Raw genomic sequence first — 22,635 nt, 5'->3', positions numbered from 1 at the left:
CATGGCTGAGCAAAAAGGCTTCTTCCGCCGCATCTTCTCCTTCGGGTCGGACAGCGAAACCGATCGCACGCCCGAGCATGGTGATACGCCGCGGCCGTCCGATACCGAATTCGGCGCGCCCGGCTCGCCCGATCCGGACGTCCGCCCGAAGGCGGCGGCCAGTTCGGTTGCCGATTCGGAGGCCGGTGCCGACGTCAACGACGGCGGCGGCATCACCCCCCTGGCCGAAATGGCCGAGGATTCCGATGCGGACCAGGCTCAAAAAAAAACGCTGAACTCGGGCCAGAACTAGAGCCGGACACCGAGACGGCGGACTTTTCCTGGCTCGAGGAACCGACGCCGGCCGAGCCCGCCGACGAGAGCGAATTCGCCTTCCTGGGCGCCGACCCCGCCGAGCGGCTGGGCGAACATGCCGAGCCGGAGGTTGCGGCGCCCGTCGAGCCGCTCGCGGGCGAAACCCGCGAAACCTCCGAGATCGCCGATGCGGTGGCGCCCGGCATCCCGCCGGCCTCCGACGCCGATCATCTCGACGGGCACAATGACGACGCCCTGCCGTCCGGCGACGAGGATGCCGACTTCTCCTGGCTGGACGCGGATCTGCCGCCGGAGGACGAGGAAGACGGCGAGGCGCCGGTCGCCGAGCGGGTCGAACCGTCCTTCGACACCGCCGATACGCCCGAGCCCGACATCGCGGCGCCGCCGGCCTCCGCGCCCGAAGGCGACCAGGCACCCCTGCCTGTCCCGGCGAACGCGCCGCGCCCCGCACCCGATGCCGCCGCCGGCTTCCGCCTGCGCGAACAGGCCCCGGCGGCTCCCGAACCGGCGCCCGCGCCCCGCGTGCCCTGGCTGCAGCGCCTGCGCGAAGGGCTGGCGCGTTCCTCCACCCAGCTCACCGGATCGATCGGTGCGATTTTCACCAAGCGGCGGCTGGACGAGGACACGCTGCAGGATTTCGAGGACGTGCTGATCCAGGCCGATCTCGGCGTCGAGACCGCCCTGAAGATCACCGACCGCCTGTCGGAAGGCCGCTTCGGCCGCGAGATCAGCGGCCAGGAAGTGCGCACCATCCTTGCCGAGGAAATCGAGAAGGCGCTGGACCCCGTCGCCCTGCCGCTGGAGCTCGACCTGGCCAAGAAGCCGCATGTCATCCTGGTGGTCGGGGTCAACGGCACCGGCAAGACCACGACCATCGGCAAGCTGGCCGCCAAGCTGACCCGCGGCGGGCTCAAGGTCACGCTCTGCGCCGGCGACACCTTCCGCGCGGCCGCCGTCGAACAGCTGAAGATCTGGGGCGAGCGCACCCAGTCCGAGGTTGTCGCCAAGGCGATCGGCGCCGATGCGGCAGGCCTTGCCTATGAAGCCTACGACCGGGCCGTCGAGAACGATTCCGACGTCCTGATCATCGACACTGCCGGTCGCCTGCAGAACAAGACCGAGCTGATGGCCGAGCTGGAGAAGATCGTCCGCGTGCTGCAGAAGCGCGAGCCGGACGCGCCGCATACGGTGCTTCTCACCCTCGACGCCACCACCGGCCAGAACGCCATGAACCAGGTCGAGATCTTCCGCAACGTGGCCGGGGTCAACGGCCTCGTCATGACCAAGCTCGACGGCTCGGCGCGCGGCGGCATCCTCGTCGCCATCGCCGCCAAGTTCCGCCTGCCGGTCTATTTCGTCGGCGTCGGCGAAGGCATCGACGATCTCGAGCCCTTCAAGGCGAAGGATTTCGCCGCCGCGATCGCCGGCACCACCACGTCGGCCTGACCGGCGAAAAATCGCCGCGATCGACGGCCACGCCTCGCATTCGTCGCGATCAGTTCCGATATGGACCGGGAACAGGGAGTCCGCATGTCGCACCACATTCTCGAGGAAGAGCCGAACAGCCCGGCGCGCAAGGAGATGAACCCGCTCCTGAAATTCGCGCTGGAGCTGGGCCCGCTGATGGTCTTCTTCTTCGCCAATTCGCGTGGCGAGCAGCTGGCGGCGACGTTCCCCATCCTGAAGGAGTTCGGCGGGCCGCTGTTCATCGCGACCGGCCTGTTCATGGCCGCGATGGCGATCTCGCTGGCGGTCTCCTGGGCGATCACCAGATCGCTGCCGATCATGCCGCTGGTCACCGGCGCCGTGGTGCTGGTGTTCGGCTCGCTGACCCTGTGGCTGCAGGACGAGACCTTCATCAAGATGAAGCCCACCATCGTCAACGGCCTCTTCGCCGCGGTGCTGCTCGGCGGGCTGCTCTTCGGCAAGTCGCTGCTCGGCTACGTCTTCGACCAGGCCTTCAAGCTGGACGCCGAGGGCTGGCGCAAGATGACCCTGCGCTGGGGCCTGTTCTTCATCTTCCTGGCGGTCGTCAACGAAGTCATCTGGCGCAATTTCTCGACGGATTTCTGGGTCGCCTTCAAGGTCTGGGCGACGATGCCGATCACCATCGTCTTCATGCTGACCCAGATCCCGCTGATCAAGCAGCATTCGACCGAGCGACTGGCCGGCGCGGAAGACAGCGGCCGCTAGGCCGTCCCGTACCGACATCTTCACAACCAAGAGGCCGACCGACATGGACATGCAGAAGCTTCTCGGAGAATTCCTCGGCGCCGGAAACCAGGGCACCCGCCATCCCGGCGGCCAGCGGTCCGGCCAGGGCCAGGGCGGCTCGATCGTCGACCAGCTCGGCGGCATGCTGCAGGGGCGCGGCGGCTCCGGCTCGGGGCTCGGCGGCATGCTCCAGGGCGGCGCCGGCTCGGCCATCGGCGGCGCGCTGCTCGGCGGCCTCGCCTCCAGCCTGTTTGGCGGCAAGGGCGTGCGCAAGCTCGGCGGCACGGCGCTGAAACTCGGCGGCGCGGCCGTCGTCGCGGGCCTTGCCTACAAGGCCTACCAGAACTACCAGGCCAGCCAGGGCACCGCGCTGCCCAACGCCCAGCCGACCCCGCGCCTCCCCGACGCGGCCCGCGCCCCGGCCGAGATTCCCGCCCCCGAAGGCACCGCCTTCCTGCCGGCCGGCGACGAGGAGGCCCATGCCCGCCTGATGCTGTCGGCGATGATCGCCGCGGCCAAGGCCGATGGTTATATCGACGCCGAGGAGCAGCAGGCGATCTTCGGGCGGATCGACGAGATCGATCTCGACGCCGAGGAAAAGGGCTTCGTCATGGACGAGATGCGCCAGCCGATGAGCATCGACGCGCTCGCCGCCAGCGCCACCACGCCGGAACTGGCGATGGAGATCTACACCGCCTCGGTGCTGGCGATCGATCCCGACCATCCCGCCGAGCGGGCCTATCTCGACCTTCTCGGCGCACGGCTGAACCTGCCGGCCGAACTGACCGCCGAAATCCGCCGCACCGCCGGCGAAGTCCAGGGCTAAGGCCAGCAGGCGGCTGTTCTCGGCCGATCTCCGGCCTGATCAGAACTCGCCGACCGGCAGCGCCCGTCCATCGGGCATCGTGTTGCCGGTCGCACCGTCCGGATTGGTGAAGGGCACCGGCGGCGCGCCCTCCTGCGCCGCCCGGTCGTGGTTCAGCGCCCAGTGGACCGAGGGAAACGCCAGCTCGTCCCAGGGAATGTCGTCCCAGCCGAAGAGGTCCACCGCCTGGCTTTCGATGCCCGGCGCGATCGTCGGCTCGGCAAGGCTTGCCCGGTAGATCAGCTGCACCTGGCTGATCCGCGGCACCGAATAGACCGCCAGCAGCCGCTCGATGGCGAGCTGCGCCGTCGCCTCTTCCCGCGCCTCGCGCCGCGCCCCGTCCTCGGGCGTCTCGTTCAGCTCCAGATAGCCGGCCGGAATGGTCCAGAAGCCCTGTCGCGGTGCGATCGCGCGCCGGCACAGCAGGATCCGGCCGTCATGGCGGACCACCGAGCCGACCACGATCTTCGGGTTCTCATAGGCGACGAAGCCGCAAGTGTCGCAGATCTTGCGGGCGACGTCGTCGCCCTCGGGCGTACGCAGGGAAAAGGATGTCTCGCTCATGCGCCCCATATGGCTCGGCGCGGCCGCCCGGGAATATCCACGCGGGCTTGAACGGCCGCGACCGAACGTCCGGGCGCCGACCCGGTCAACTCGTCGGCGCGGTGCCCTTCGAAGAACCGGTAAGGACGCGCTCCACCGCCGGCAGGAGGCCGGTCTTCACCGCCTCGGGCGTGAACGGTCCCGTCTGCTTGAAGACGATTTCGCCATCCGGCGCGACGAGGAAGCTCTCCGGCACGCCATAGACGCCCCAGTCGATCGTCGCCGAGCCCTTCTGATCCACGCCGATCGCGGCATAGGGATTGCCCAGCGACTCCAGGAACTTGCGGGCGTTCTCCGGCTTGTCCTTGTAGTTGATGGCGACCAGCTTGAAGCGCTCGTCCTGGGCCAGATCCATCAGCAGCGGATGCTCGTCCCGGCACGGCCCGCACCAGGACGCGAAGACATTGACCAGCACCGGACGGCCATCGCCGAAGCCGGTAAGATCCAGCGCCGGCATCGGCCCGCCGTCGGGGCCGGAAACGCCGTCCAGCGCCGGCAGCACGGTCTGCGGCGCTGTCTTGCCGATCAGCACCGAGGGAATCTGCTGCGGATCGTGGCCAGAGACGAGCTGGTAGAGGAAGATCGCCGCAAGACCGCCGAACAGCACCAGCGGCAGTGCCACCAGCCAGTTGCGGCGGGGTTTCGCGGCCTTCGTCACGGTCTCGGCCGCCGGCGCCGTCGGCAGCGTTGTCGGATCGTCCGTCATCGCGTGGCCTCCGCGCCGGTGGCGGGCGCGGCCGAGGCCGAGCGGCGACGAATGCCCCGCGCCTCGAGGTCCTTCAGCGCCCGCTTCTGGGCGCGGGCATCGAGAAACACCCAGGCCGCGATCCCGACCAGCGCCAGCACGGAGATGGCATAGGCCGAGCCGATGAAGCCGATATAGTCGTTCTGCATGATGGTATCCTCAGGCCTCGGCGCGGCGGGCCGCCAGCCGCGACAGCGCCGCCACGCGCCGGCGCAGCACTTCCGTGCGCATCGCCGTCAGATGCAGGGCGAAGAACAGGAGCGTGAAGCCGGCCGCCGAGACCAGCAACGGGATCAGAAAGACCGGCGGCATGGCCGGCCCGTCGACCCGGATGACGCTGGCGCTCTGATGCAGCGTGTTCCACCAGTCGACGGAAAACTTGATGATCGGGATGTTGACGAAGCCGACGAGAACGAGGATCGCCGCGGCCTTCGCGCTGCGGCCCGGCTCGTCCAGCGCCCGGGTCAGGGCGATCAGCCCGAGATACATCAGGAACAGGATGAACACCGAGGTCAGCCGGGCATCCCAGACCCACCATGTGCCCCACATCGGGCGGCCCCAGATCGAGCCGGTGATCAGCGCCAGCGCCGTGAACACCGCGCCGATGGGGGCTGCCGCCTTGACCGCGACGTCGGCCAGCGGATGCCGCCAGACCAGCGTGCCCAGCGCCGACACGCTCATCACCGTCCAGATCATCATCGACAGCCAGGCGAAGGGCACGTGGATGAACATGATCTGCACCGTCGCGCCCTGCTGATAGTCCGGCGGGGCGCGAAAGCCGAGGGTCAGGCCGACCGCCAGCGCGATGAGCGCCAGGGCGTAGAGCCATGGCTGCAGCTTGCCCGACAGCTCCAGGAAGCGGGTCGGATTGGCCAGGATCGTGAAGCGCGACGGCTTGGCGGCGGACATGTCGGTCATGGGTCCAGTCTAGAAGGTCTCCAGCCAGCCGGCAAACATACGATTTCGTCAGGATTGCGCCGGCGAACCGCCTGCCGGAGGCGCGGTCTCAATCCGCCCCCGCCCGCAGCGCCGCGCCGGCGGCGATCGGGCCAAGCGCGCCGAAGAGCAGTGTCAGGGCGCTCAGGATCAGGAAGGGCGGCAGGAACGGGTCGGGCTCGTTGACCGCGCCGTAGGTCGCCGAGACGCCGAAGATCAGCACCGGGATCGCCAGCGGCAGGACCAGCACCGAGACCAGGAGCCCGCCGCGCGGCAGCGCCACCGCGACCGAGGCTCCGACGGCGCCGATGCAGATGATCGCCGGCGTGCCGACCAGCAGGGTCAGCATGACCGCGCCGATCGCCGGAGGCTCCAGTGCCAGGAACAGGCCGAGCACCGGCGCCGCGAGCACCAGCGGCAGACCCGAGGCGACCCAGAGGGCGGCGCATTTGGCCAGCACCACCAGCGCCATCGGCGTCGGGCCGGTCAGAAGCAGGTCCAGCGTCCCGTCCTCCCGGTCGGCCTGGAACAGCCGGTCGAGGGTGAGCAGCGCCGACAGGAGTGCGCCGATCCACAGGATGGCCGGTCCGATCCGCGACAGGAGATTGAGGTCGGGGCCGACGCCGAAGGGGATCGTCGCGACCACGGCGAGAAAGAAGATGACCGCGGTCATGGCGCCGCCACCGCCCGACAGGGCCAGCCGCAGGTCGCGGCGGAAGAGTGCGATCACAGCCAGCCCTCCGCAGCAGCCAGTTCCGCCGCATCGATGGAAGGCGCCGCGTGGTCGGCTTTGCGCGCGGCATGGGCGGACGGCGTCAGATCCAGCGTCAGCGTGCGGGACAGGCCGAGCGGCTGGTGGGTGGCGGCGATCACCAGCCCGCCCGCCGCCACATGCGCCTCGACGATCTCGGCGAATTTCAGTTGCGATGCGGCATCGAGTGCCGAGGTCGGCTCGTCGAGGATCCAGACCGGCCGGGGCACGAGGAGCAGCCGGGCAAGGCTCGCCCGCCGCTGCTGGCCGGCCGACAGATAGCCCTGCGGCAGATGCGACAGATCGGGTAGCCCCAGCGCATCGAGGCAGTCGGCGATTGACCGCCCGCCATCCCGGCTGCCGCCGAGATAGCGCCGCCAGAAGGCAAGGTTCTCGCCGACGCTGATATTCGGCTTCATCGCATTGCGGTGACCGACATAATGGGCGATCTCGGCCAGCGTGCGGGCCGCCTCACCGTCCGGTGCCGTCGCGCCCGTCACGTCTATACGCCCGGCGACCGGCGGCAGCAGGCCGGCCAGCGTGCGTAGCAGCGTCGACTTGCCGGCGCCGTTCGCGCCGGTGACGACCAGCGCTTCGCCTGCCGCAATGCGGAAATCCAGCGGCCCCGCGGCGGCCGCTCCGCCGCGTCCGACAACCAGCCCCGAGGCGGTCGCGATCGGCCCGCTCATGCCCGGTCCGCGGCGAAAATTGCGTGACATTGCACCGGCCTGGAGAGGCAAGGCGCGACGCGCGGCGGCTGGTGGGCGCCGGTCCGGCGCGGCCAAGTCCTTGTCATGTCCGCCTTTTTCTGCACTGCAATGGATTTTCCGCCCCAAGGCCATCTGGCCCTTTATAGCCGTTACAAACTTGCCTATAACGACCGCAACCACACCAGCGACCGGCGTGGCAACAATTCAGCGCCGATCTCAGGGTCCCCGTCCGGCACCGGCGGGCACCGGGGCGGACAAGCGGAAATGGTCGCACCCGCATCTTCGAGCGCTTTTCCGCAGCGCTCAAGGCCGTTCGCCCTTCGGACTTATACTGGTCGAGAAGGAACGAAGCCAATTGTCCCACGCACCCGACAGTTTCAATAGCCGCAGGACGCTCTCCGTGGGCGGCAAGGACTATGTCTATTACGACCTGAAGGAAGCCGAGAAGAACGGCCTTCAGGGCGTTGCCCGCCTGCCCTTCTCCCTGAAGGTCCTGCTCGAGAACCTGCTGCGCAACGAGGACGACCGGACGGTCAAGGCGGACGACATCCGCGCCCTCGCCCGCTGGATCGAGGACAAGGGTTCGGCCGGCCACGAGATCGCCTATCGCCCGGCCCGCGTGCTGATGCAGGACTTCACCGGCGTTCCCGCCGTGGTCGACCTCGCCGCCATGCGCGACGCGACCCGGAATCTCGGCGCCGACCCCAAGAAGGTGAACCCGCTGGTTCCGGTCGATCTGGTCATCGACCATTCGGTCATGGTCGACTTTTTCGGCCAGAAGGATTCCTTCACCAAGAACGTCGACGCCGAATACGGCCGCAACGGCGAGCGCTACACCTTCCTGCGCTGGGGCTCCGAGGCCTTCGAGAACTTCCGCGTCGTGCCTCCCGGCACCGGCATCTGCCACCAGGTCAATCTGGAATATCTCGCCCAGACCGTCTGGACCCGTGACGAGAACGGCGAGACCGTCGCCTATCCCGACACGCTGGTCGGCACCGATTCCCACACCACCATGGTCAACGGCCTGTCGGTCCTGGGCTGGGGCGTCGGCGGCATCGAAGCGGAAGCGGCCATGCTCGGCCAGCCGATCTCCATGCTGATCCCGGAGGTCATCGGCTTCCGCATGGACGGCAAGCTGCCGGAAGGCACCACCGCCACCGACCTCGTCCTGACCGTTACCGAGATGCTGCGTCGCCGCGGCGTCGTCGGCAAGTTCGTCGAGTTCTTCGGCCCCGGCCTGTCGAACCTGACCCTCGAGGACCAGGCGACCATCGCCAACATGGCCCCCGAATACGGTGCCACCTGCGGCTTCTTCCCGATCGACAAGGACACGATCGCCTATCTGGAGGCGACCGGTCGCGACAAGGACCGCATCGCGCTGGTCGAGGCCTATGCCAAGGCGCAGGGCATGTACCGCGAGGACGGCACGCCGGACCCGGTCTTCACCGACACGCTGGAGCTCGACCTGTCGACGGTCGTCCCGTCGCTGGCTGGCCCGAAGCGCCCGCAGGACCGCGTCGCGCTGACCGAGGCGGCGACCAAGTTCGTCGACGCCCTGGCCGAGATCAAGGGCGGTCGCAAGAAGAGCGAGACCCCGCAGTCGAACGCCGATTCGCGCTACATGGACGAAGGCGCGGTGCCGCCGAACACGACCCCCGGCGACGTGCGCCATCCGGTCGAGGGCGCCGAGCACGGCCTGGCCGACGGCGACGTGGTGATCGCCGCGATCACCTCCTGCACCAACACCTCCAACCCGAACGTGCTGGTTGCCGCCGGTCTCGTCGCCCGCAAGGCGCATGAGAAGGGCCTGAAGGTGAAGCCCTGGGTGAAGACCTCGCTGGCCCCCGGCTCGCAGGTGGTCACCGAATATCTCGACAAGGCCGATCTGCAGAAGGATCTGGACGCGCTGGGCTTCAACCTCGTCGGCTATGGCTGCACGACCTGCATCGGCAATTCCGGGCCGCTGCCCGAGCCGATCTCCGAGGCGATCACCCAGAACGACCTCGTCGCCTGCTCGGTGCTGTCGGGCAACCGCAACTTCGAGGGCCGGGTGAATCCGGACGTGCGGGCGAACTATCTCGCCTCGCCGCCGCTGGTCGTCGCCTATGCGCTGGCCGGCTCGATGTTCGTCGACATCACCAAGGAGCCGCTCGGTCAGGACCAGGACGGCAACGACGTCTATCTGAAGGACATCTGGCCGACCACGCAGGAGATCGCCGAGATCGTCCGCAAGACGGTCACCCGCGACATGTTCGAGAACCGCTATGCCGACGTCTTCAAGGGCGACGAGCACTGGCAGAAGATCGAGGTGTCCGGCGGCCTGACCTACGACTGGGACGACCGCTCCACCTACGTGCAGAACCCGCCCTATTTCGAGGGCATGAAGCAGGAGCCGGAAGCCGTTCAGGACGTCAAGGATGCGCGCATCCTCGGCCTGTTCAAGGATTCCATCACGACCGACCACATCTCCCCGGCCGGTTCGATCAAGAAGGACGGCCCGGCCGGCGACTATCTCGTCAGCCATCAGGTCCGCCCGGTGGACTTCAACTCCTACGGCGCGCGCCGCGGCAACCACGAAGTCATGATGCGCGGCACCTTCGCCAATATCCGCATCAAGAACGAGATGGTGCCCGGCGTCGAAGGCGGCGTGACCTGCCATCAGCCGTCCGGCGCGCAGATGCCGATCTACGACGCGGCGATGAAGTACAAGGACGAGGGCGTGCCGCTCGTCATCTTCGCCGGCAAGGAATACGGCACCGGTTCGTCGCGTGACTGGGCGGCCAAGGGCACCGTGCTCCTCGGCGTGCGTGCGGTCATCGCCGAGAGCTTCGAGCGCATCCACCGCTCCAACCTCGTCGGCATGGGCGTCGTGCCCTTCGTCTTCGCGGAGGAAGGCACATCCTGGCAGTCGCTCGGCATCAAGGGCGACGAGAAGGTGACCATCGACGGCCTGACCGAACTGAAGCCGCGCCAGATCCTGGAAGCCCGGATCGAGGCATCCGACGGTTCGGTGCAGTCGGTGAAGATCCAGGCCCGCATCGATACGCTGGACGAGCTGGAATATTACCGCAACGGCGGCATCCTGCAGTACGTCCTGCGCCGCCTCGCCGCCTGATGGGCGATCCCGGCAGGTCCCTGCGGCCCGCCTGACAATCGAAGCCGCCGGTTCCAGGACCGGCGGCTTTGCCATGTCGGCGACCCGGCACCCTCCGTCACCGGCAAGTGACTAGCGGGTGTTCGTCCCGACCTCTAGGTTCGCATCATGAACACAGCCCCCGACAGATCCCTGCGGCCCTGCGCCGTCACGCCGAGCATGGACCTGCCGCTCGTGCGCAGCGTCTCTCCATGAGGCGGATGCTTGCGGGTCTGTGCGCGCTCCTCGCCGCGTCGCTGCCGGTCGCGCAGGCCGCCGGCGCCGGGCAGATCGAGATCCGGCCTGTCGAACAGGTCGTCGAGCTCTTCACCAGCCAGGGCTGCTCGTCCTGCCCGCCGGCCGACCGGATTCTCAGCCGGCTCGCCGTCGAACCCGGCATCCTCGCCCTCGCCTATCACGTCGACTACTGGGACTATATCGGCTGGCGCGACACCCATGGCTCCAGCGAGAACACCGAGCGCCAGCGCGCCTATGCCGCGGCCTTCGGCACCACCACCATCTACACCCCGCAGGTCGTTGTGAACGGCGTTGCCGATGCCATCGGCTCGCATGAGGGCAAGGTCCGCGCCCTGATGGACAATCATCCGCTGAAGGCGGCCGGCAAGGGCGCGAGCGTCACCATGCGCGTCGACGACGACCGGCTGCATATCACCGCCGATGTCGCCGGCGCCAAGGCCGGCGGCCGTCAGCCGGTGCTGATGCTCGTGACCTATGACGACGAAACCCGGACGGCGATCGACCGCGGCGAGAACCGCGGCACCACCATCGTCAACAGCCATGCGGTGCAGGACTGGCGCATTCTCGGCATGTGGTCCGGCGAACCGCTTGAGGTCGACCTGCCGCTGGAGATGCTGACGCGCCCCGAAGGCGAGAGCCGGGGCTGGGCGGCGCTGCTGCAGTCGGTGACCGACGAGGGCAAGCCCGGCCCGATCCTGGCGGCGGCGCAGGTCGAGTTCCACCAGCGCTGAGCGGCAATGCCCGCATCGACCGGCCGAAAGGGTCTCGCGGCGATCGGTTGAATCGCTTTGGCGCGACCCCATTTCCGTGTCACCATATGGTCACGAGCCAGAGCGCGCCCCGCCGAGCGGCGCATGATCGCACGAGGGGCTGACTTGGATTTTTCCGGATCGAACGGCGACAGCGCGTCCAATCTCCTGCCGTTTCCCGGCTCCCGCCCGTCGGACATGCCGATCGTGTCCTTCGACCGGCACGAACTCTCCCAGATCCTGCGCATTTACGGCCGCATGGTCGCCGCCGGCGAGTGGCGCGACTACGCCATCGACATGCTGAAGGACCGGGCGGTCTTCTCCGTCTTCCGCCGGACCAGCGAGATGCCGATGTACCGGGTCGAGAAGAACCCCAAGCTCGCCCGCAAGCAGGGCGCCTATCAGGTGGTCGCCGCCGGCGGGCTGATCCTCAAGCGCGGCCACGATCTGGCGACCGTGCTGGGCGTCTTCGACAAGACTCTGAAGCGCACCGAGATCGGCTGATCCGCCAAGCTCAGCCCGGGTGACGCGTCTCGTCGGGCAGGCTGTCGCCGCCGTCGCCGAGGGGCAGCTGCATCAGCACCGTGTCGATCCAGCGGCCGAACTTGAAGCCGGAATTCTCGAACACGCCGATCATCCTGAAGCCCGCCCGCTCGTGCAGGCGGATCGAGGGCGTGTGGTCGGAGCCGCCGATGACGGCGATCATCTGGCGAAAGCCGCGTTCCGCCGACAGTTCCACCAGCCGCGACAGGAGATCGGTGCCGATCCGCCGGCCTTTGGCTTCGGGTGCCAGATAGACCGAATCCTCCACCGCGAAGCGATAGGCCGGCCGGGTGCGGAAGGCGTTGGCATAGGCGTAGCCGAGCACCGTCCCGTCCGCATCCTCGGCGACGATATAGGGAAAGCCCTGCCCGGTGATGGCGGCAAAGCGCGCTTCCATCTCGGCCTGGTCCGGCGGCACCAGCTCGAAGGACGCCGTGCCGTGGAGGACCGCATCCTCGTAGATCGCGGTCAGGGCGGGCACGTCCGCAAGGACGGCGAGACGGATCGTGTGGGCACTCATGGACGCTGCGGCTCTTCGCTTGTTTGGTCCCGCTTCTGATGCACCGCGCAGCGCAGCGGATCAATGCCGCCCGGCAGGGCCGGCCGGGGAATTTCACCGGCTTGCGCACCAAACACGACGGTCGCGCCGGAATGCCGCGCCCAAGAAAAAGGGCGGCCCGCAGGCCGCCCTCGTCAACTCACATCCCTGGTCGGGCAGACTATTCGCGGTTGCCGAACAGCTGCAGCAGGAACAGGAACATGTTCAGGAAGTCGAGATAGAGGCGCAGGGCGCCCATCACGGCCTTGCGGCCCATGACGGTCGAGCCGTCACCCTCGTAGTACATTTCCTTGATCTGCTGCGTGTCGTAGGCGGTGAGGCCCGCGAAGACGAGCACGCCGATCACCGAGATGGCGAACTGCAGCGCCGGCGAGGCAAGGAAGATGTTCACGACCATCGCGATCACGATGCCGATCACGCCCATGAACAGGAACGAGCCCCAGCCCGAGATGTCCCGCTTGGTGGTGTAGCCCCAGAGCGACAGCGCGCCGAAGGAGGCTGCGGTGATGAAGAACACCTGGGTGATGGATTCGCCGGTATAGACCGCGAAGATCGATGCCAGCGAGACGCCGACCATCGCCGAATAGATCCAGAAGGTCGTCTGGGCAGCCGCGACGCTCATCTTGTGAACCCGGAACGACAGGAAGAAGACCATGCCGAGCGGGGCCAGCATCACCACCCATTTGAGGGGCGTGTTGAAGAGCGTGTTGCCGAGCTGCGTGAGACCGACGACATCACCGGCGTCGTTCGTCACGAAGGACAGCATGTACAGGGCGTAGGCCGCGACGCCGGTCAGCGCCACACCGCCTGCCATCAGGTTGTAGACCTTGAGCATGTAGGAGCGGAGGCCCTGGTCGATGTCCGCTCTGGTACCGGCGGCTGGCACAGTGCGAGCGCCGGCGTTCCGATATTCCGCCATGGAAGAATTCCTTTCTGCGTGTCCCGTCCGGTGTCCATATCCGGCACGAAATGGCCGGCACATGGAGGCGCCGCTGGCGGGACGCCCAGCGATCCTGACGATAATATGCGGATGGGCCGCGCGGCACACAAGAGTACCCCGCCGCGCGGTGACTAAATCGCGCGGATTCAGGATTAATTCTGCGTTATCCGCGGCCTGAACCAGCTTCGTCAGGCGCCGACGGGCGCCTCAGCTGCGCGCGCGCCCGTCAGAGATTGCGCAGGACCGGCGCGGCCTTCTGCCCGAGAACGCGCCAGGTGCCGGCGAGGCCGATCCCCACCGTCAGCACCAGCGAGACGCCGAGCGTCGTCAGCGCCACCGTCCAGTCGAAGACGAAGGGCAGCTGCATGATCTGGTCGACCACGAACCACGCCGCCGCCGCGCCCGCGCCGATGGCGAAGATGCCGGTGGCCAGCCCCAGAAGCAGATATTCCGTGGTGAAGGCGCGAATCAGCACCATGCGCGTCGCGCCCAGCGTCTTCAGCACCACCGCATCATGGATCCGGCCGCGATTGCCGGCCGCCAGCGCCCCGGCCAGCACCAGCACCGAGGCGACGAGCGCCACCGCCGCGGCGACGCGGATCGCCAGAGCGAGTTGGGCGATCAGGCCGTTGATGGCATCGAGCGCATCCTTGACCCGGACGCTGGTGACGGCCGGATAGGCATTGGTGACGCGGTTGAGGATCGCCTCTTCCGTCACGGCCGCGTCCTGCGGCACCGACAGGGTGGCAAGCCAGGCATGCGGCGCCCCGGCAAAGGTGTTGGGCGAGTAGACCATGATGAAGTTGATCGCCAGCGTCTCCCACTCGACCGCCCGGAAGCTGGCGATGCGTGCGGTGATGTCGCGGCCGAGCACGTTCACCGTCAGCGTGTCGCCGATCGACAGGCCGAGCTCGCGCCCCTCCTCCGCGGCGAAGGAGACCAGCGGCTCGCCGTCGTAATCCTCGGGCCACCATTCGCCCTCGGTGAGCGAGGAGTTTTCCGGCACGGTGGGCGAATAGGTCAGGCCCCGGTCCCCGCGCAGCACCCAGCCGCCCTCTTCCGGCGGCTCCATGGAGGCGACGTCCTGGCCGTCGAGGGCGGTGATCCGGCCCCGCAGCATCGGCACGGCGTTCAGTTCCGCCCCCGGCGCCAGCTCGCCGACGGTCTGGCGGAAGCCGTCGATCTCGCTGCTCTGGATGTCGACGAAGAAGAAGTTCGGGGCCCGCGAGGCGAGCCCGGTGCCGATCTCGCGGCGCAGATCGTAGTCGATGGTCGCCAGGGTCACCAGCAGGGTCAGGCCGAGGCCAAGCGACAGGACGACCGAGCCGGTCAGCGCGCCAGGGCGGTGAATGTTGCCGATCGCCAGCCGCAGCGGTGTCGAGCGCACCCGCGGCGCGCGGGACGCCAGCCATTCGATACCGATGGCGACAGCCCGCAGGATGACGAAGGCCGCCGCCGTACCGCCCAGGAAGATCAGCGCGACGCGCCGGTCGCCGGCCATGGCGAGCGCCAGGAGCGCGATGACCAGCGCCAGGCCCAGCGCCGAGCCGAGATAGGCCCAGCGCATGCGATAGCCGCCGGTGGCGCCCGCCTCGCGGAACAGGGCGGTCGCCGCGATGTCGCGGGTGCGGCCGAGCGGCAGAAGCGCGAAGGCCAATGCCGTCAGCGCGCCGAAGACCGCCGCGGTCAGCAGCGCGACCGGATAGATCGACGCGCTGGCCGCGACCGGGATCACGCTTTCCAGGAACCGCGCCGTCACGAAGGGCGCGATCGCCGCCAGGACGAGGCCGAGCGCGATGCCGACCGACGCCAGAAGCATGATCTGGATCAGATAGACCATGACGACGAAGCTGCCGCCGGCGCCCAGGCTCTTGAAGGTGGCGATCACCGCCCGCTTGGAATCCAGATAGGCGTTCACCGCATTGGCCACGCCGACGCCGCCGACGATCAGCGCGGTCAGCCCGACCAGGGTGAGGAACTGCGAGAACCGCTCGATATTGCGCTGGAGCGATGGCGCCGCCTCCGCGGCCGTGCGGATCTGGAAGCCCGACTGCGGAAACCGTTCGTTGGCGGCCTTCGACAGGGCCTCGGCATCGCGGTTGTTGCCGGTCAGGCGGACCTTGTAGTCGTATTCGACGAGGCTGCCCGGCTGGATCAGGCCGGTGGCGTCGAGTGCCGCCCGGGCGATCATCAGGCGCGGCGCGAAGTTGAAGCCGTCCGACAGGACGTCCGGCTCGCGGTCGATCACGCCGCGCAGTTCGATGTCGGAATCGCCGAGACGGATGGTCTGGCCCGGCTCCAGCCCGAGCCGGTCGTAGAGTTCGGAGGCCGCCAGCGCGCCGAAGCGGCCGTCCCGCTCGGCCAGGAGGTCGCCGAGCGGCGCCGCAGGCGTGGTCTCCAGCGTGCCGAAGAGCGGATAGGCACCGTCGATGGCCTTCACCTCGGCCAGCGACTGGTCGGTGCCGTCGGGAAGCCGCACCATGGAGCGCAACGACGCGGCTTCGGCCACGTCGCCGAGCTCGTTGAAATAGGCCATCTCCTCGGCCGTGGCTTCGCGCTGGACGAGGGCGAAACGCAGATCGCCGCCGAGGATGGCGCGCCCTTCCTGGGCGATGCCGCTGGTCATCATCGTCGCGACGGAATTGACCGCGCCGATGGCCGCCACGCCGAGCGTGATGCAGGCGAGGAAGATGTAGAAGCCCGACAGACCGCCGCGCATCTCGCGCAGGGCAAAGCGCAGCGCCAGCCGGAAATGGCTGCGCCCGCCGACGATGTCGGGCCGCGCCGGCGCGGCGACGGCTTCGGTGGTGTCGGCGACGCTCATCCGGCAGCGCTCGCGAGCTCTGCCTCGGTCCGCGTGCCGGGCGCATCGCGATCGTCGTAGATGACGCCGGAACGCACGGCGATCTCGCGGCCGCAGCGATGGGCGAGCGCCGGATCGTGAGTGACCAGCACCAGCGTCATCTGGCGGCGCTGCTGTTCGGCAAAGAGCAGATCGGCGATCTGCCGGCCGGTTTCCTGGTCGAGATTGCCGGTCGGCTCGTCGGCGATGAGGATCGCCGGCTCCGGCGCCAGCGCCCGCGCCATGGCAACGCGCTGCTGCTCGCCGCCCGACAGTTCGCCCGGATAATGCGACACGCGGTCGGCGAGGCCGACCTGTCCCAGCTCGTGGGTGGCGCGCTCGAAGGCCTTCGGATGCCCGGCCAGCTCCAGCGGCACCGCGACATTCTCGAGCGCCGTCATGTTGGGGATCAAGTGGAAGGACTGGAAGACGATGCCGACATTCTGGCCGCGGAAGGCAGCGAGACGGTCTTCGCTGAGACCCTCCAGCGAGCGTCCGGCGATCTCCACCTTGCCGCTGTCGGCCCGTTCCAGACCTGCCAGCACCATCAGCAGCGTCGACTTGCCCGAGCCGGACGGCCCGACGATGCCGACGGACTCGCCGCGATCAACGGACAGATCGACGCCCTTGAGGACGTGGACCGCGCTTCGGCCGGACCCGAGCGTCAGATGAACGTTTCGTAACCGGATCGCTGGTTCTGCCAAGCCTGCCAGCTCCTATATGCGGGGGCGACCGCCCCGGCTGGGGCCTGCGCTATATGGGTGTGCGATGCAACGCTTCCAACCGATCCTGATGGTCATGACAATCTTGTCATGGCTGATGCTGCCGGCCGCGGCACTGGCGCAGCAGACGGCCACGCCCCCCGAGGCGGGCGAAACGCTGCAGATCGTCGCATTCGGCGACAGTCTGAGCGCCGGCTACGGCGTCGGCCCGGGCGAATCCTTCCCCGAGCAGTTGCAGGCGGCCCTGCGCGATGCCGGCCACGACGTCAGCGTCGCCAATGCAGGCGTCTCCGGCGACACCACCAGCGGCGGCCTCGCGCGGCTCGAATGGTCGGTGCCGCAGGAGGCCGATCTGGTCATCGTCGAACTCGGCGCCAACGACGCGCTGCGCGGCATCTCGCCGGAGATCACCGAGCGCAATCTCGACCAGATCCTCGCCAAGCTGCAGACCCGCGACCAGACCGCACTTCTCGCCGGCATGATGGCGCCGCCCAACATGGGCCCCGACTACGCGGCCGAGTTCGACGGCATCTACCAGCGTCTCGCCGACAAATACGACGTCGCCTTCTATCCGTTCTTCCTCGATGGCGTCGCCGCCGAGCCGGCGCTCAACCAGGACGACGGCATGCATCCCAATCCGGAAGGCGTCGCCGTCATCGTCGAGCGCATCCTGCCGGCGGTGACCAAGGCGCTCGATGCGATCAGTGCGGAGCGGGAAACGGGTTGAAGCTCGCGGCCAGCCGGCGCAGCGGCGCGGCGAAGCTGCGCAGGCGCTTGCGCCGCCATTCGATCATGGCGAAGGCGAAGGCTTCGGTCTCGTCGGTCCATTCCCGCGCCATGCTCCGCACGTCGGCATAGGGCCGCAGGATCTCCGCGGTGACGTCGCCGGCCTCGAAGCTGAGGTCGGCGCCGTGCTTGGCGGCGATCGCCTGCATGCGGCGGTTTTCGCGCAGACAGGTCAGGAACAGCCGCCGCACGCCGCGATTGCGCGCGCTGGCGACGAGCCGGCCGAACAGGCGGTCGCCATGGCCGTGGCCCTGATAGGGCTTCTCGATGGAGAACGCGCCCTCGGCCTCGTCATGCGAGCCGGTCAGGAAGCGCAGTTCCGCGGCGCCGCGCAGTTCGCCGTCGATGAACAGGCCCTTGACCAGGGCCTCCTCGCCGAGCGCCAGCGACACGTAGCGTTCCAGGAAGAAATCGTTGACCGCATTGCCGAAGCGCAGGCGCCGGATCTCGGGGTCGAGGCGCTTGAGATGGGCCAGCAGCAGCGGCTCCTCGCCCGGATGCAGGCGCCGGACATGCACCGGTCCGGAGGCGGCACCGGACTGGGCGGCGGCCGCAACGGTAACGCTGGGCGCTGACGGGCGTGCAGGAGACGGGACGTTGGACATGCTCTTCAGCCTTGTTTCGTCCTCCCGCGGCGATCTCCCGAGCCGCAAAGTGAATATAATTGTGCATTGCGAAACGAACAACGCGGCGAAGGCCCGTGCAGGGCTGCCCTGTGCTTGCCACATGGCTCGCGAGGTGAGACGCTTTTCGCGATGGCAACACCGCACGGAGGTCTTTCCGATGCCGCGACTGTTCACCGCCCTCGAGATTCCCCACGACATCGCCCTGTCGCTGTCCTTCCTCCGCGGTGGCTTGCCGTCGGCCCGGTGGATCGATGCCGAAAACTACCATCTGACCCTGCGCTTCATCGGCGACGTGGAATCGCGCCTGGCCGACGAGATCGTCGCCCAGCTCGACCGGATCGACTGTTCGGGCTTCACTTTGTCGCTGAAGGGGGTCGCCGCCTTCGGATCGAAGAAGCCACATTCGCTCTATGCGGGGGTCGAGGCGCCCGTGGAACTGGCCGAGCTGCAGGCCGAGATCGACCGGATCTGCCGCCGGGTGGGCCTGCCCGCCGACCCACGCAAATTCGTGCCGCACGTGACCATCGCCCGGCTCCGACAACCCAAGGTCGAGGAGGTCGCCCGCTATCTCGCCGGCCGCGGCAATTTCTCGACCCTGCCCTTCAAGGTCTCCCGCTTCGGCCTGTTCTCGGCGAAGGACTCGGTCGGCGGCGGCCCCTACATTCTGGAAGAGGCGTTTCCGCTGGCGCCGGACGGCGCCGCGCACCAGGATATCGCTGCCGACCAGGTGCAGCAGTACCGCGTCGGCTGAAGGAACGGGACGCCCCGGCGAACCGCCGGGGCTTGAGACGCCGCCCGATGCGATCCATCTACCGTCCGCGAGACGGAGAATGCGATGGCAATCGAGAACGGCAAGATCGGCGAAATCCTGCGCCCGGGCAGCGAGGCCGAGCAGGCGCGGCAGGAATCGGACGTCCGCCGCTCCTTCTTCGACACGGTCCGCCGGGGCCTGCGCCACATCCCCTTCATGGAGGACGTGGTGGCCTCCTATTATTGCGCCCTCGACCCGCAGACGCCGGCTGCCAGCCGCGGCGTCCTCCTCGCCGCGCTCGCCTATTTCGTGCTGCCCTTCGACATCGTTCCGGACTTCATCCTCGGTCTCGGCTTCACCGACGACATCGCGGTTCTCTGGGCCGCATTCCGAACGGTGCGCGACAATATCCGGCCCGAACATTATGCGAAGGCGCGCACGGCCCTGGGCGAACTGGACGACTGAGATCGACGGGCGCCGTGGCCGTCCTGCCGGCCGAAATCGCGCCAACCCCATGTCTCGCAACGATTTTCGGTGCTTTTTCCGCGAATTGCGGCATACGCGCCAAACTGTCGCCCGATTCTTTCCGTCATTCACATTCCGTGAAGTCGGCGGATGTGCCGGGGCTGTCCCGCGTGGTGACGACGCCGGGGGCCTTCTTGGCCCACAGGCCGGACATCGACGATCTTCGGCCGCACCTTGGGGTTTCGTTAACCAAGGATAAAGGCCCGGCCGCTAGACTGCGACAGTAATCTTTCGTCCGGCGTCGCGCCGGTCGCCACAGCCATACCACGCACGCACATCGAAATGAGCGGGGAACCATGAACCTCAAGAACGTCCTGACGGCCGCTGCGGCCATTCTGATCTTCTCGAGCGCCGCCGGGGCGGCCCAGACCCCGACGCGCATGAACCAGTTCAACGCCTGGGGCACCTATTCCTACTCGGGCTCCGACGGGAAGATCTGCTACGTCCTGTCGACGCCGACCAAGATGACGCCGGCCAATGTCGATCATGGCGACATCTTCTTCCTCGTCTCGCAGAAGCCGGGCCAGGGCGTCTCCTACGAGCCGCAGGTCGTCATGGGCTATGCGCTGAAGGAAGGCTCCAAGGTCATCGTCGACGTGGACGGCAAGGATTACTCCATGTTCGTCAAGGGCGAGTCCGCCTGGATGGAGAACGCTGCCGAGGAACCGCAGCTCGTTGCCAATCTGCGCGCCGGCCGGGTGATGACCGTCGAGGCGACCTCCCAGCGCGGCACCGAGACCAGCTACACCTATTCGCTCTCGGGCGTGACGGCGGCGCTGAACTCGATCAACGACTGCAAGTAGGCCTCACCGGCTTCGGCCGGGGTCTGCCATCGCTGAAAACGCCGGGCCCGGAAGCCCGGCGTTTGGCGTTTCAGGCAGCGGAAAGACGGCCTGACCTTGCGAAACCGACCGGAAACCGTCATGTGACGGGGTGAATTTCCGAATTTCAGTCAGTCTCGCCGGCACGTCGCCTGCGAAAGGACACGCTATGGCCGTCTCGCTCGATCTCGCCCACGCCGCCAATCGCCCGCGTCCCGCGCCGCCGGCCATGCCCATGGCCGGCGACGAGAAGCCGTCGCTGGTCGGCCTCGACCGCGCCGCCCTCGGCGAGGCGCTGTCCGCCGTCGGCGTGCCGGACAAGCAGATCCGCATGCGCGTCGCGCAGCTCTGGCACTGGCTCTATGTGCGCGGCGTCGCCGATTTCTCGCAGATGGCGAATGTCGCCGGCACGCTGCGCCAGGCGCTGGACGAGGCCTATACGATCGCCCGGCCGGAAGTGGTCGACGAGCAGATCTCGGTCGACGGCACCCGCAAGTGGCTGTTCCGCTTTCCGCCGCGCGGCGCCGGGCGGCCGGTCGAGATCGAGACCGTCTACATTCCCGAGGAAGGCCGCGGCACGCTGTGCATCTCCAGTCAGGTCGGCTGCACCCTGACCTGCACCTTCTGCCACACCGGCACTCAGCGCCTCGTGCGCAACCTCCTGCCCGACGAGATCGTCGGCCAGATCCTGGCGGCGCGCGAGCGGCTCGGCGATCTGCCGGACGCGGCGACCCCGGCCGGCGCGATCGTGCCGAACGGTGGCCGGCTGGTGACCAATGTCGTGCTGATGGGCATGGGCGAGCCGCTCTACAATTACGACAATGTCCGCCAGGCGATGGCGGTCGCCTCCGACGGCGAGGGCCTGTCCCTGTCGAAGCGGCGCATCACGCTGTCGACCTCCGGCGTCGTGCCGTCGATCGTCAAGGCGGGCGAGGAGATGGGCGTCAGCCTGGCGATCTCGCTGCATGCCGTGCGCGACGAATTGCGCGACGAACTGGTGCCGATCAACAAGAAGTACCCGCTCAAGGACCTCCTCGACGCCTGCCGCGCCTATCCCGGCCTGTCGAACGCCCGCCGCATCACCTTCGAATATGTGATGCTGAAGGACGTCAACGATTCCATGGCCGACGCCAAGGAACTGGTGCGCATCCTTCGCGGCATCCCGGCCAAGATCAATCTGATCCCGTTCAACCCGTGGCCGGGCTCGGCCTATGAATGTTCCGACTGGGACCAGATCGAGCGCTTCGCCGACTATGTGAACCAGGCCGGCTATGCCTCGCCGATCCGCACGCCGCGCGGCCGCGACATCTTCGCCGCCTGCGGCCAGCTGAAGTCGGAATCCGAGCGCATGAAGAAGAGCGCCCGCGATCGGCTCGAATCCCTGCGCGCCAGCGAACTCGCCGCGGACTGATCGCGGTCTGCGCGCCGTGGCCCGTCCTGCGAGCCGCCCCATATTCAGCCTGCGGGGCGCTCGCCTCGGCCGTTCGGGAAGGATAAGAGCCGCCGCATGAGCACCGTCCTGCGTTTTCTCTTCGTGATCCCGATCGGCTTCGTCGCCGCCGTCATGACCGCCGCCTTCGCCATGCTCTGGCCGTTTCTCGACGCGCCGCGAGGCATCACCGGCGCCGATCCCGTCTTCCTGTTCCACACCGGCATCGCCTTCTTCGCCCAGGCGGCGCAGATCGGCTCGGTCGTGCTGGTGCCCTGGGCCCTGTTCATGGTCGCCACCGAGCTCTTCGCCCTGTCGTCGATCGTTCTCCACATCGCCGCCGGCATCATCGGCGGTGTCGCGATCATCGTCACCGCCTATGGCGGCAGTGCTCCGCATATGAGCGTCCAGACGGCGATCGTCGTCGCCTCCCTGTGCTTTGCCCTGGCCTACTGGATCGTTGCCGGACGAACCGCCGGCCGGTGGCGCCGCCGCAGGACCGAACCGAGCGCCGACGGCGCCAGCGAAGGATAGACAGAATGGCCCGCCGCCCCACCGATCCCCGCGCCGCCGCAGAGGCCGTCTTCAAGCCCGCCGCGCCGTCCAACGAACGGCTGAAGGAAACCTCCACCGGCGTTCCGACGGCGAAGGAGATGGTCTCGTTGCGGATCGACCGCGACGTGCTGGAGCATTTCCAGGAGGAGGGCCCCGGCTGGCAGGACCGGATCAACGCCGCCCTGCGCAAGGCGGCCGGCCTCTGAAGAGGCCTTCCCGCACGTCGTTGCGGGATCATGGCGCGCCGGCAGACCTTG

Annotated in this window: 25 protein-coding genes; 14 read left to right on the top strand and 11 right to left on the bottom strand. The window is 68.0% G+C overall.

Annotated features, from left to right (window positions below; all coding sequences use genetic code 11):
* Position 1: 1 nt before the first annotated feature.
* The 4 genes from N7I30_RS08365 to N7I30_RS08350 all read left to right on the top strand — a co-directional run bounded on the left by N7I30_RS08365 (position 2) and on the right by N7I30_RS08350 (position 3,355).
* A complete protein-coding gene (locus N7I30_RS08365) occupies positions 2-292 on the top strand; it encodes a hypothetical protein (protein WP_498638062.1) in 291 nt (96 codons plus the stop codon).
* An 83-nt stretch (positions 293-375) separates the two neighbouring features.
* A complete protein-coding gene (gene ftsY, locus N7I30_RS08360) occupies positions 376-1,761 on the top strand; it encodes a signal recognition particle-docking protein FtsY (RefSeq protein WP_498638479.1) in 1,386 nt (461 codons plus the stop codon).
* An 84-nt stretch (positions 1,762-1,845) separates the two neighbouring features.
* Entirely contained in the window at positions 1,846-2,508 is a 663-nt protein-coding gene (locus N7I30_RS08355; RefSeq protein WP_498638060.1) for a septation protein A, read from the top strand.
* 49 nt (positions 2,509-2,557) lie between these two features.
* The gene (locus N7I30_RS08350; RefSeq protein WP_498638056.1) at positions 2,558-3,355 is read left to right on the top strand and encodes a tellurite resistance TerB family protein; all 798 of its coding nucleotides are present in this window, start codon (positions 2,558-2,560) and stop codon (positions 3,353-3,355) included.
* 39 nt (positions 3,356-3,394) lie between these two features.
* Here N7I30_RS08350 and N7I30_RS08345 read toward each other — a convergent pair whose 3' ends face one another.
* From N7I30_RS08345 to ccmA, 6 genes are all read right to left on the bottom strand, one after another.
* A complete protein-coding gene (locus N7I30_RS08345; RefSeq protein ID WP_498638054.1) occupies positions 3,395-3,958 on the bottom strand; it encodes an NUDIX hydrolase in 564 nt (187 codons plus the stop codon).
* Between the two features lie 85 nt (positions 3,959-4,043).
* The gene (locus tag N7I30_RS08340; RefSeq protein ID WP_498638052.1) at positions 4,044-4,703 is read right to left on the bottom strand and encodes a DsbE family thiol:disulfide interchange protein; all 660 of its coding nucleotides are present in this window, start codon (positions 4,701-4,703) and stop codon (positions 4,044-4,046) included.
* Positions 4,700-4,891: a heme exporter protein CcmD gene (gene ccmD, locus N7I30_RS08335; protein WP_228240732.1), complete on the bottom strand. Its 192-nt coding sequence runs from the start codon at positions 4,889-4,891 to the stop codon at positions 4,700-4,702. The genes N7I30_RS08340 and ccmD overlap by 4 nt, the downstream gene beginning before the upstream one ends.
* Positions 4,892-4,901: 10 nt before the next feature.
* Positions 4,902-5,660, bottom strand: coding sequence for a heme ABC transporter permease (locus tag N7I30_RS08330; RefSeq protein WP_498638050.1), 759 nt, complete (start codon positions 5,658-5,660; stop codon positions 4,902-4,904).
* 88 nt (positions 5,661-5,748) lie between these two features.
* Entirely contained in the window at positions 5,749-6,408 is a 660-nt protein-coding gene (gene ccmB, locus N7I30_RS08325) for a heme exporter protein CcmB (RefSeq protein WP_024351878.1), read from the bottom strand.
* Entirely contained in the window at positions 6,405-7,118 is a 714-nt protein-coding gene (gene ccmA / locus N7I30_RS08320; RefSeq protein ID WP_498638048.1) for a heme ABC exporter ATP-binding protein CcmA, read from the bottom strand. Before ccmA ends, ccmB begins: the two co-directional genes overlap by 4 nt.
* Positions 7,119-7,494: 376 nt before the next feature.
* Here ccmA and acnA point away from each other — a divergent pair, with 376 nt between their 5' ends.
* From acnA to N7I30_RS08305, 3 genes are all read left to right on the top strand, one after another.
* Complete coding sequence (gene acnA / locus N7I30_RS08315; RefSeq protein ID WP_498638046.1) at positions 7,495-10,254, top strand: aconitate hydratase AcnA; 2,760 nt, start codon at positions 7,495-7,497, stop codon at positions 10,252-10,254.
* Positions 10,255-10,484: 230 nt separating this feature from the next.
* Positions 10,485-11,261, top strand: coding sequence for a DUF1223 domain-containing protein (locus N7I30_RS08310; protein WP_498638044.1), 777 nt, complete (start codon positions 10,485-10,487; stop codon positions 11,259-11,261).
* Positions 11,262-11,318: 57 nt separating this feature from the next.
* Complete coding sequence (locus tag N7I30_RS08305; protein ID WP_370196155.1) at positions 11,319-11,783, top strand: DUF2794 domain-containing protein; 465 nt, start codon at positions 11,319-11,321, stop codon at positions 11,781-11,783.
* Between the two features lie 10 nt (positions 11,784-11,793).
* Here the strand turns inward: N7I30_RS08305 and N7I30_RS08300 are convergent, their stop codons facing one another.
* From N7I30_RS08300 to N7I30_RS08285, 4 genes are all read right to left on the bottom strand, one after another.
* Positions 11,794-12,342, bottom strand: a complete 549-nt coding sequence (locus tag N7I30_RS08300; RefSeq protein WP_498638041.1) for a GNAT family N-acetyltransferase — start codon at positions 12,340-12,342, stop codon at positions 11,794-11,796.
* Positions 12,343-12,541: 199 nt separating this feature from the next.
* Positions 12,542-13,300, bottom strand: coding sequence for a Bax inhibitor-1/YccA family protein (locus N7I30_RS08295; protein WP_024351884.1), 759 nt, complete (start codon positions 13,298-13,300; stop codon positions 12,542-12,544).
* 247 nt (positions 13,301-13,547) lie between these two features.
* Positions 13,548-16,145 carry an ABC transporter permease gene (locus N7I30_RS08290; protein WP_498638038.1) on the bottom strand — a complete coding sequence of 866 codons (2,598 nt, stop codon included), beginning with the start codon at positions 16,143-16,145 and terminating at the stop codon, positions 13,548-13,550.
* Positions 16,142-16,867: an ABC transporter ATP-binding protein gene (locus N7I30_RS08285; RefSeq protein ID WP_498638036.1), complete on the bottom strand. Its 726-nt coding sequence runs from the start codon at positions 16,865-16,867 to the stop codon at positions 16,142-16,144. Before N7I30_RS08285 ends, N7I30_RS08290 begins: the two co-directional genes overlap by 4 nt.
* 16 nt (positions 16,868-16,883) lie before the next feature.
* Between N7I30_RS08285 and N7I30_RS08280 the strand changes: the two genes are divergently transcribed.
* Positions 16,884-17,612 carry an arylesterase gene (locus N7I30_RS08280; protein WP_498638034.1) on the top strand — a complete coding sequence of 243 codons (729 nt, stop codon included), beginning with the start codon at positions 16,884-16,886 and terminating at the stop codon, positions 17,610-17,612.
* Here N7I30_RS08280 and N7I30_RS08275 read toward each other — a convergent pair.
* On the bottom strand, positions 17,587-18,276 hold the full coding sequence (locus N7I30_RS08275; RefSeq protein ID WP_498638032.1) for a GNAT family N-acetyltransferase: 690 nt from the start codon (positions 18,274-18,276) through the stop codon (positions 17,587-17,589). The two genes, N7I30_RS08280 and N7I30_RS08275, sit on opposite strands and share 26 nt — an antisense overlap.
* A gap of 178 nt (positions 18,277-18,454) precedes the next feature.
* Here N7I30_RS08275 and thpR point away from each other — a divergent pair, with 178 nt between their 5' ends.
* From thpR to N7I30_RS08245, 6 genes are all read left to right on the top strand, one after another.
* Positions 18,455-19,048 carry an RNA 2',3'-cyclic phosphodiesterase gene (thpR, locus tag N7I30_RS08270; protein WP_498638029.1) on the top strand — a complete coding sequence of 198 codons (594 nt, stop codon included), beginning with the start codon at positions 18,455-18,457 and terminating at the stop codon, positions 19,046-19,048.
* An 84-nt stretch (positions 19,049-19,132) separates the two neighbouring features.
* Positions 19,133-19,513, top strand: a complete 381-nt coding sequence (locus N7I30_RS08265) for a YkvA family protein (protein ID WP_029703649.1) — start codon at positions 19,133-19,135, stop codon at positions 19,511-19,513.
* A gap of 356 nt (positions 19,514-19,869) precedes the next feature.
* Entirely contained in the window at positions 19,870-20,376 is a 507-nt protein-coding gene (locus N7I30_RS08260) for an invasion associated locus B family protein (protein WP_024351891.1), read from the top strand.
* 187 nt (positions 20,377-20,563) lie between these two features.
* Positions 20,564-21,805, top strand: a complete 1,242-nt coding sequence (gene rlmN, locus N7I30_RS08255) for a dual-specificity RNA methyltransferase RlmN (protein WP_498638025.1) — start codon at positions 20,564-20,566, stop codon at positions 21,803-21,805.
* Between the two features lie 96 nt (positions 21,806-21,901).
* Positions 21,902-22,357, top strand: a complete 456-nt coding sequence (locus tag N7I30_RS08250; RefSeq protein ID WP_277021908.1) for a hypothetical protein — start codon at positions 21,902-21,904, stop codon at positions 22,355-22,357.
* A gap of 5 nt (positions 22,358-22,362) precedes the next feature.
* A complete protein-coding gene (locus N7I30_RS08245) occupies positions 22,363-22,584 on the top strand; it encodes a BrnA antitoxin family protein (protein WP_498638023.1) in 222 nt (73 codons plus the stop codon).
* The last annotated feature ends 51 nt before the right edge of the window (positions 22,585-22,635 follow it).

The organism is Aurantimonas litoralis (assembly GCF_026153195.1).
Lineage (GTDB): Bacteria > Pseudomonadota > Alphaproteobacteria > Rhizobiales > Rhizobiaceae > Aurantimonas > Aurantimonas coralicida.
The sequence above is the reverse complement of the archived record's forward strand: the minus strand, read 5'-3'. Positions and strand labels throughout refer to the sequence as shown.

Excerpts from the sequence above, each read along its gene's own strand:
- N7I30_RS08365 (WP_498638062.1), top strand. The coding sequence starts at position 2 with ATGGCTGAGCAAAAAGGCTTCTTCCGCCGCATCTTCTCCTTCGGGTCG.
- N7I30_RS08355 (WP_498638060.1), top strand. The coding sequence starts at position 1,846 with ATGTCGCACCACATTCTCGAGGAAGAGCCGAACAGCCCGGCGCGCAAG.
- N7I30_RS08350 (WP_498638056.1), top strand. The coding sequence starts at position 2,558 with ATGCAGAAGCTTCTCGGAGAATTCCTCGGCGCCGGAAACCAGGGCACC.
- N7I30_RS08345 (WP_498638054.1), bottom strand. The coding sequence starts at position 3,958 with ATGAGCGAGACATCCTTTTCCCTGCGTACGCCCGAGGGCGACGACGTC.
- N7I30_RS08340 (WP_498638052.1), bottom strand. The coding sequence starts at position 4,703 with ATGACGGACGATCCGACAACGCTGCCGACGGCGCCGGCGGCCGAGACC.
- ccmD (WP_228240732.1), bottom strand. The coding sequence starts at position 4,891 with ATGCAGAACGACTATATCGGCTTCATCGGCTCGGCCTATGCCATCTCC.
- N7I30_RS08330 (WP_498638050.1), bottom strand. The coding sequence starts at position 5,660 with ATGACCGACATGTCCGCCGCCAAGCCGTCGCGCTTCACGATCCTGGCC.
- ccmA (WP_498638048.1), bottom strand. The coding sequence starts at position 7,118 with ATGAGCGGGCCGATCGCGACCGCCTCGGGGCTGGTTGTCGGACGCGGC.
- N7I30_RS08310 (WP_498638044.1), top strand. The coding sequence starts at position 10,485 with ATGAGGCGGATGCTTGCGGGTCTGTGCGCGCTCCTCGCCGCGTCGCTG.
- N7I30_RS08300 (WP_498638041.1), bottom strand. The coding sequence starts at position 12,342 with ATGAGTGCCCACACGATCCGTCTCGCCGTCCTTGCGGACGTGCCCGCC.
- N7I30_RS08295 (WP_024351884.1), bottom strand. The coding sequence starts at position 13,300 with ATGGCGGAATATCGGAACGCCGGCGCTCGCACTGTGCCAGCCGCCGGT.
- N7I30_RS08290 (WP_498638038.1), bottom strand. The coding sequence starts at position 16,145 with ATGAGCGTCGCCGACACCACCGAAGCCGTCGCCGCGCCGGCGCGGCCC.
- N7I30_RS08280 (WP_498638034.1), top strand. The coding sequence starts at position 16,884 with ATGCGGGGGCGACCGCCCCGGCTGGGGCCTGCGCTATATGGGTGTGCG.
- N7I30_RS08275 (WP_498638032.1), bottom strand. The coding sequence starts at position 18,276 with ATGTCCAACGTCCCGTCTCCTGCACGCCCGTCAGCGCCCAGCGTTACC.
- thpR (WP_498638029.1), top strand. The coding sequence starts at position 18,455 with ATGCCGCGACTGTTCACCGCCCTCGAGATTCCCCACGACATCGCCCTG.
- N7I30_RS08265 (WP_029703649.1), top strand. The coding sequence starts at position 19,133 with ATGGCAATCGAGAACGGCAAGATCGGCGAAATCCTGCGCCCGGGCAGC.
- N7I30_RS08260 (WP_024351891.1), top strand. The coding sequence starts at position 19,870 with ATGAACCTCAAGAACGTCCTGACGGCCGCTGCGGCCATTCTGATCTTC.
- rlmN (WP_498638025.1), top strand. The coding sequence starts at position 20,564 with ATGGCCGTCTCGCTCGATCTCGCCCACGCCGCCAATCGCCCGCGTCCC.
- N7I30_RS08250 (WP_277021908.1), top strand. The coding sequence starts at position 21,902 with ATGAGCACCGTCCTGCGTTTTCTCTTCGTGATCCCGATCGGCTTCGTC.
- N7I30_RS08245 (WP_498638023.1), top strand. The coding sequence starts at position 22,363 with ATGGCCCGCCGCCCCACCGATCCCCGCGCCGCCGCAGAGGCCGTCTTC.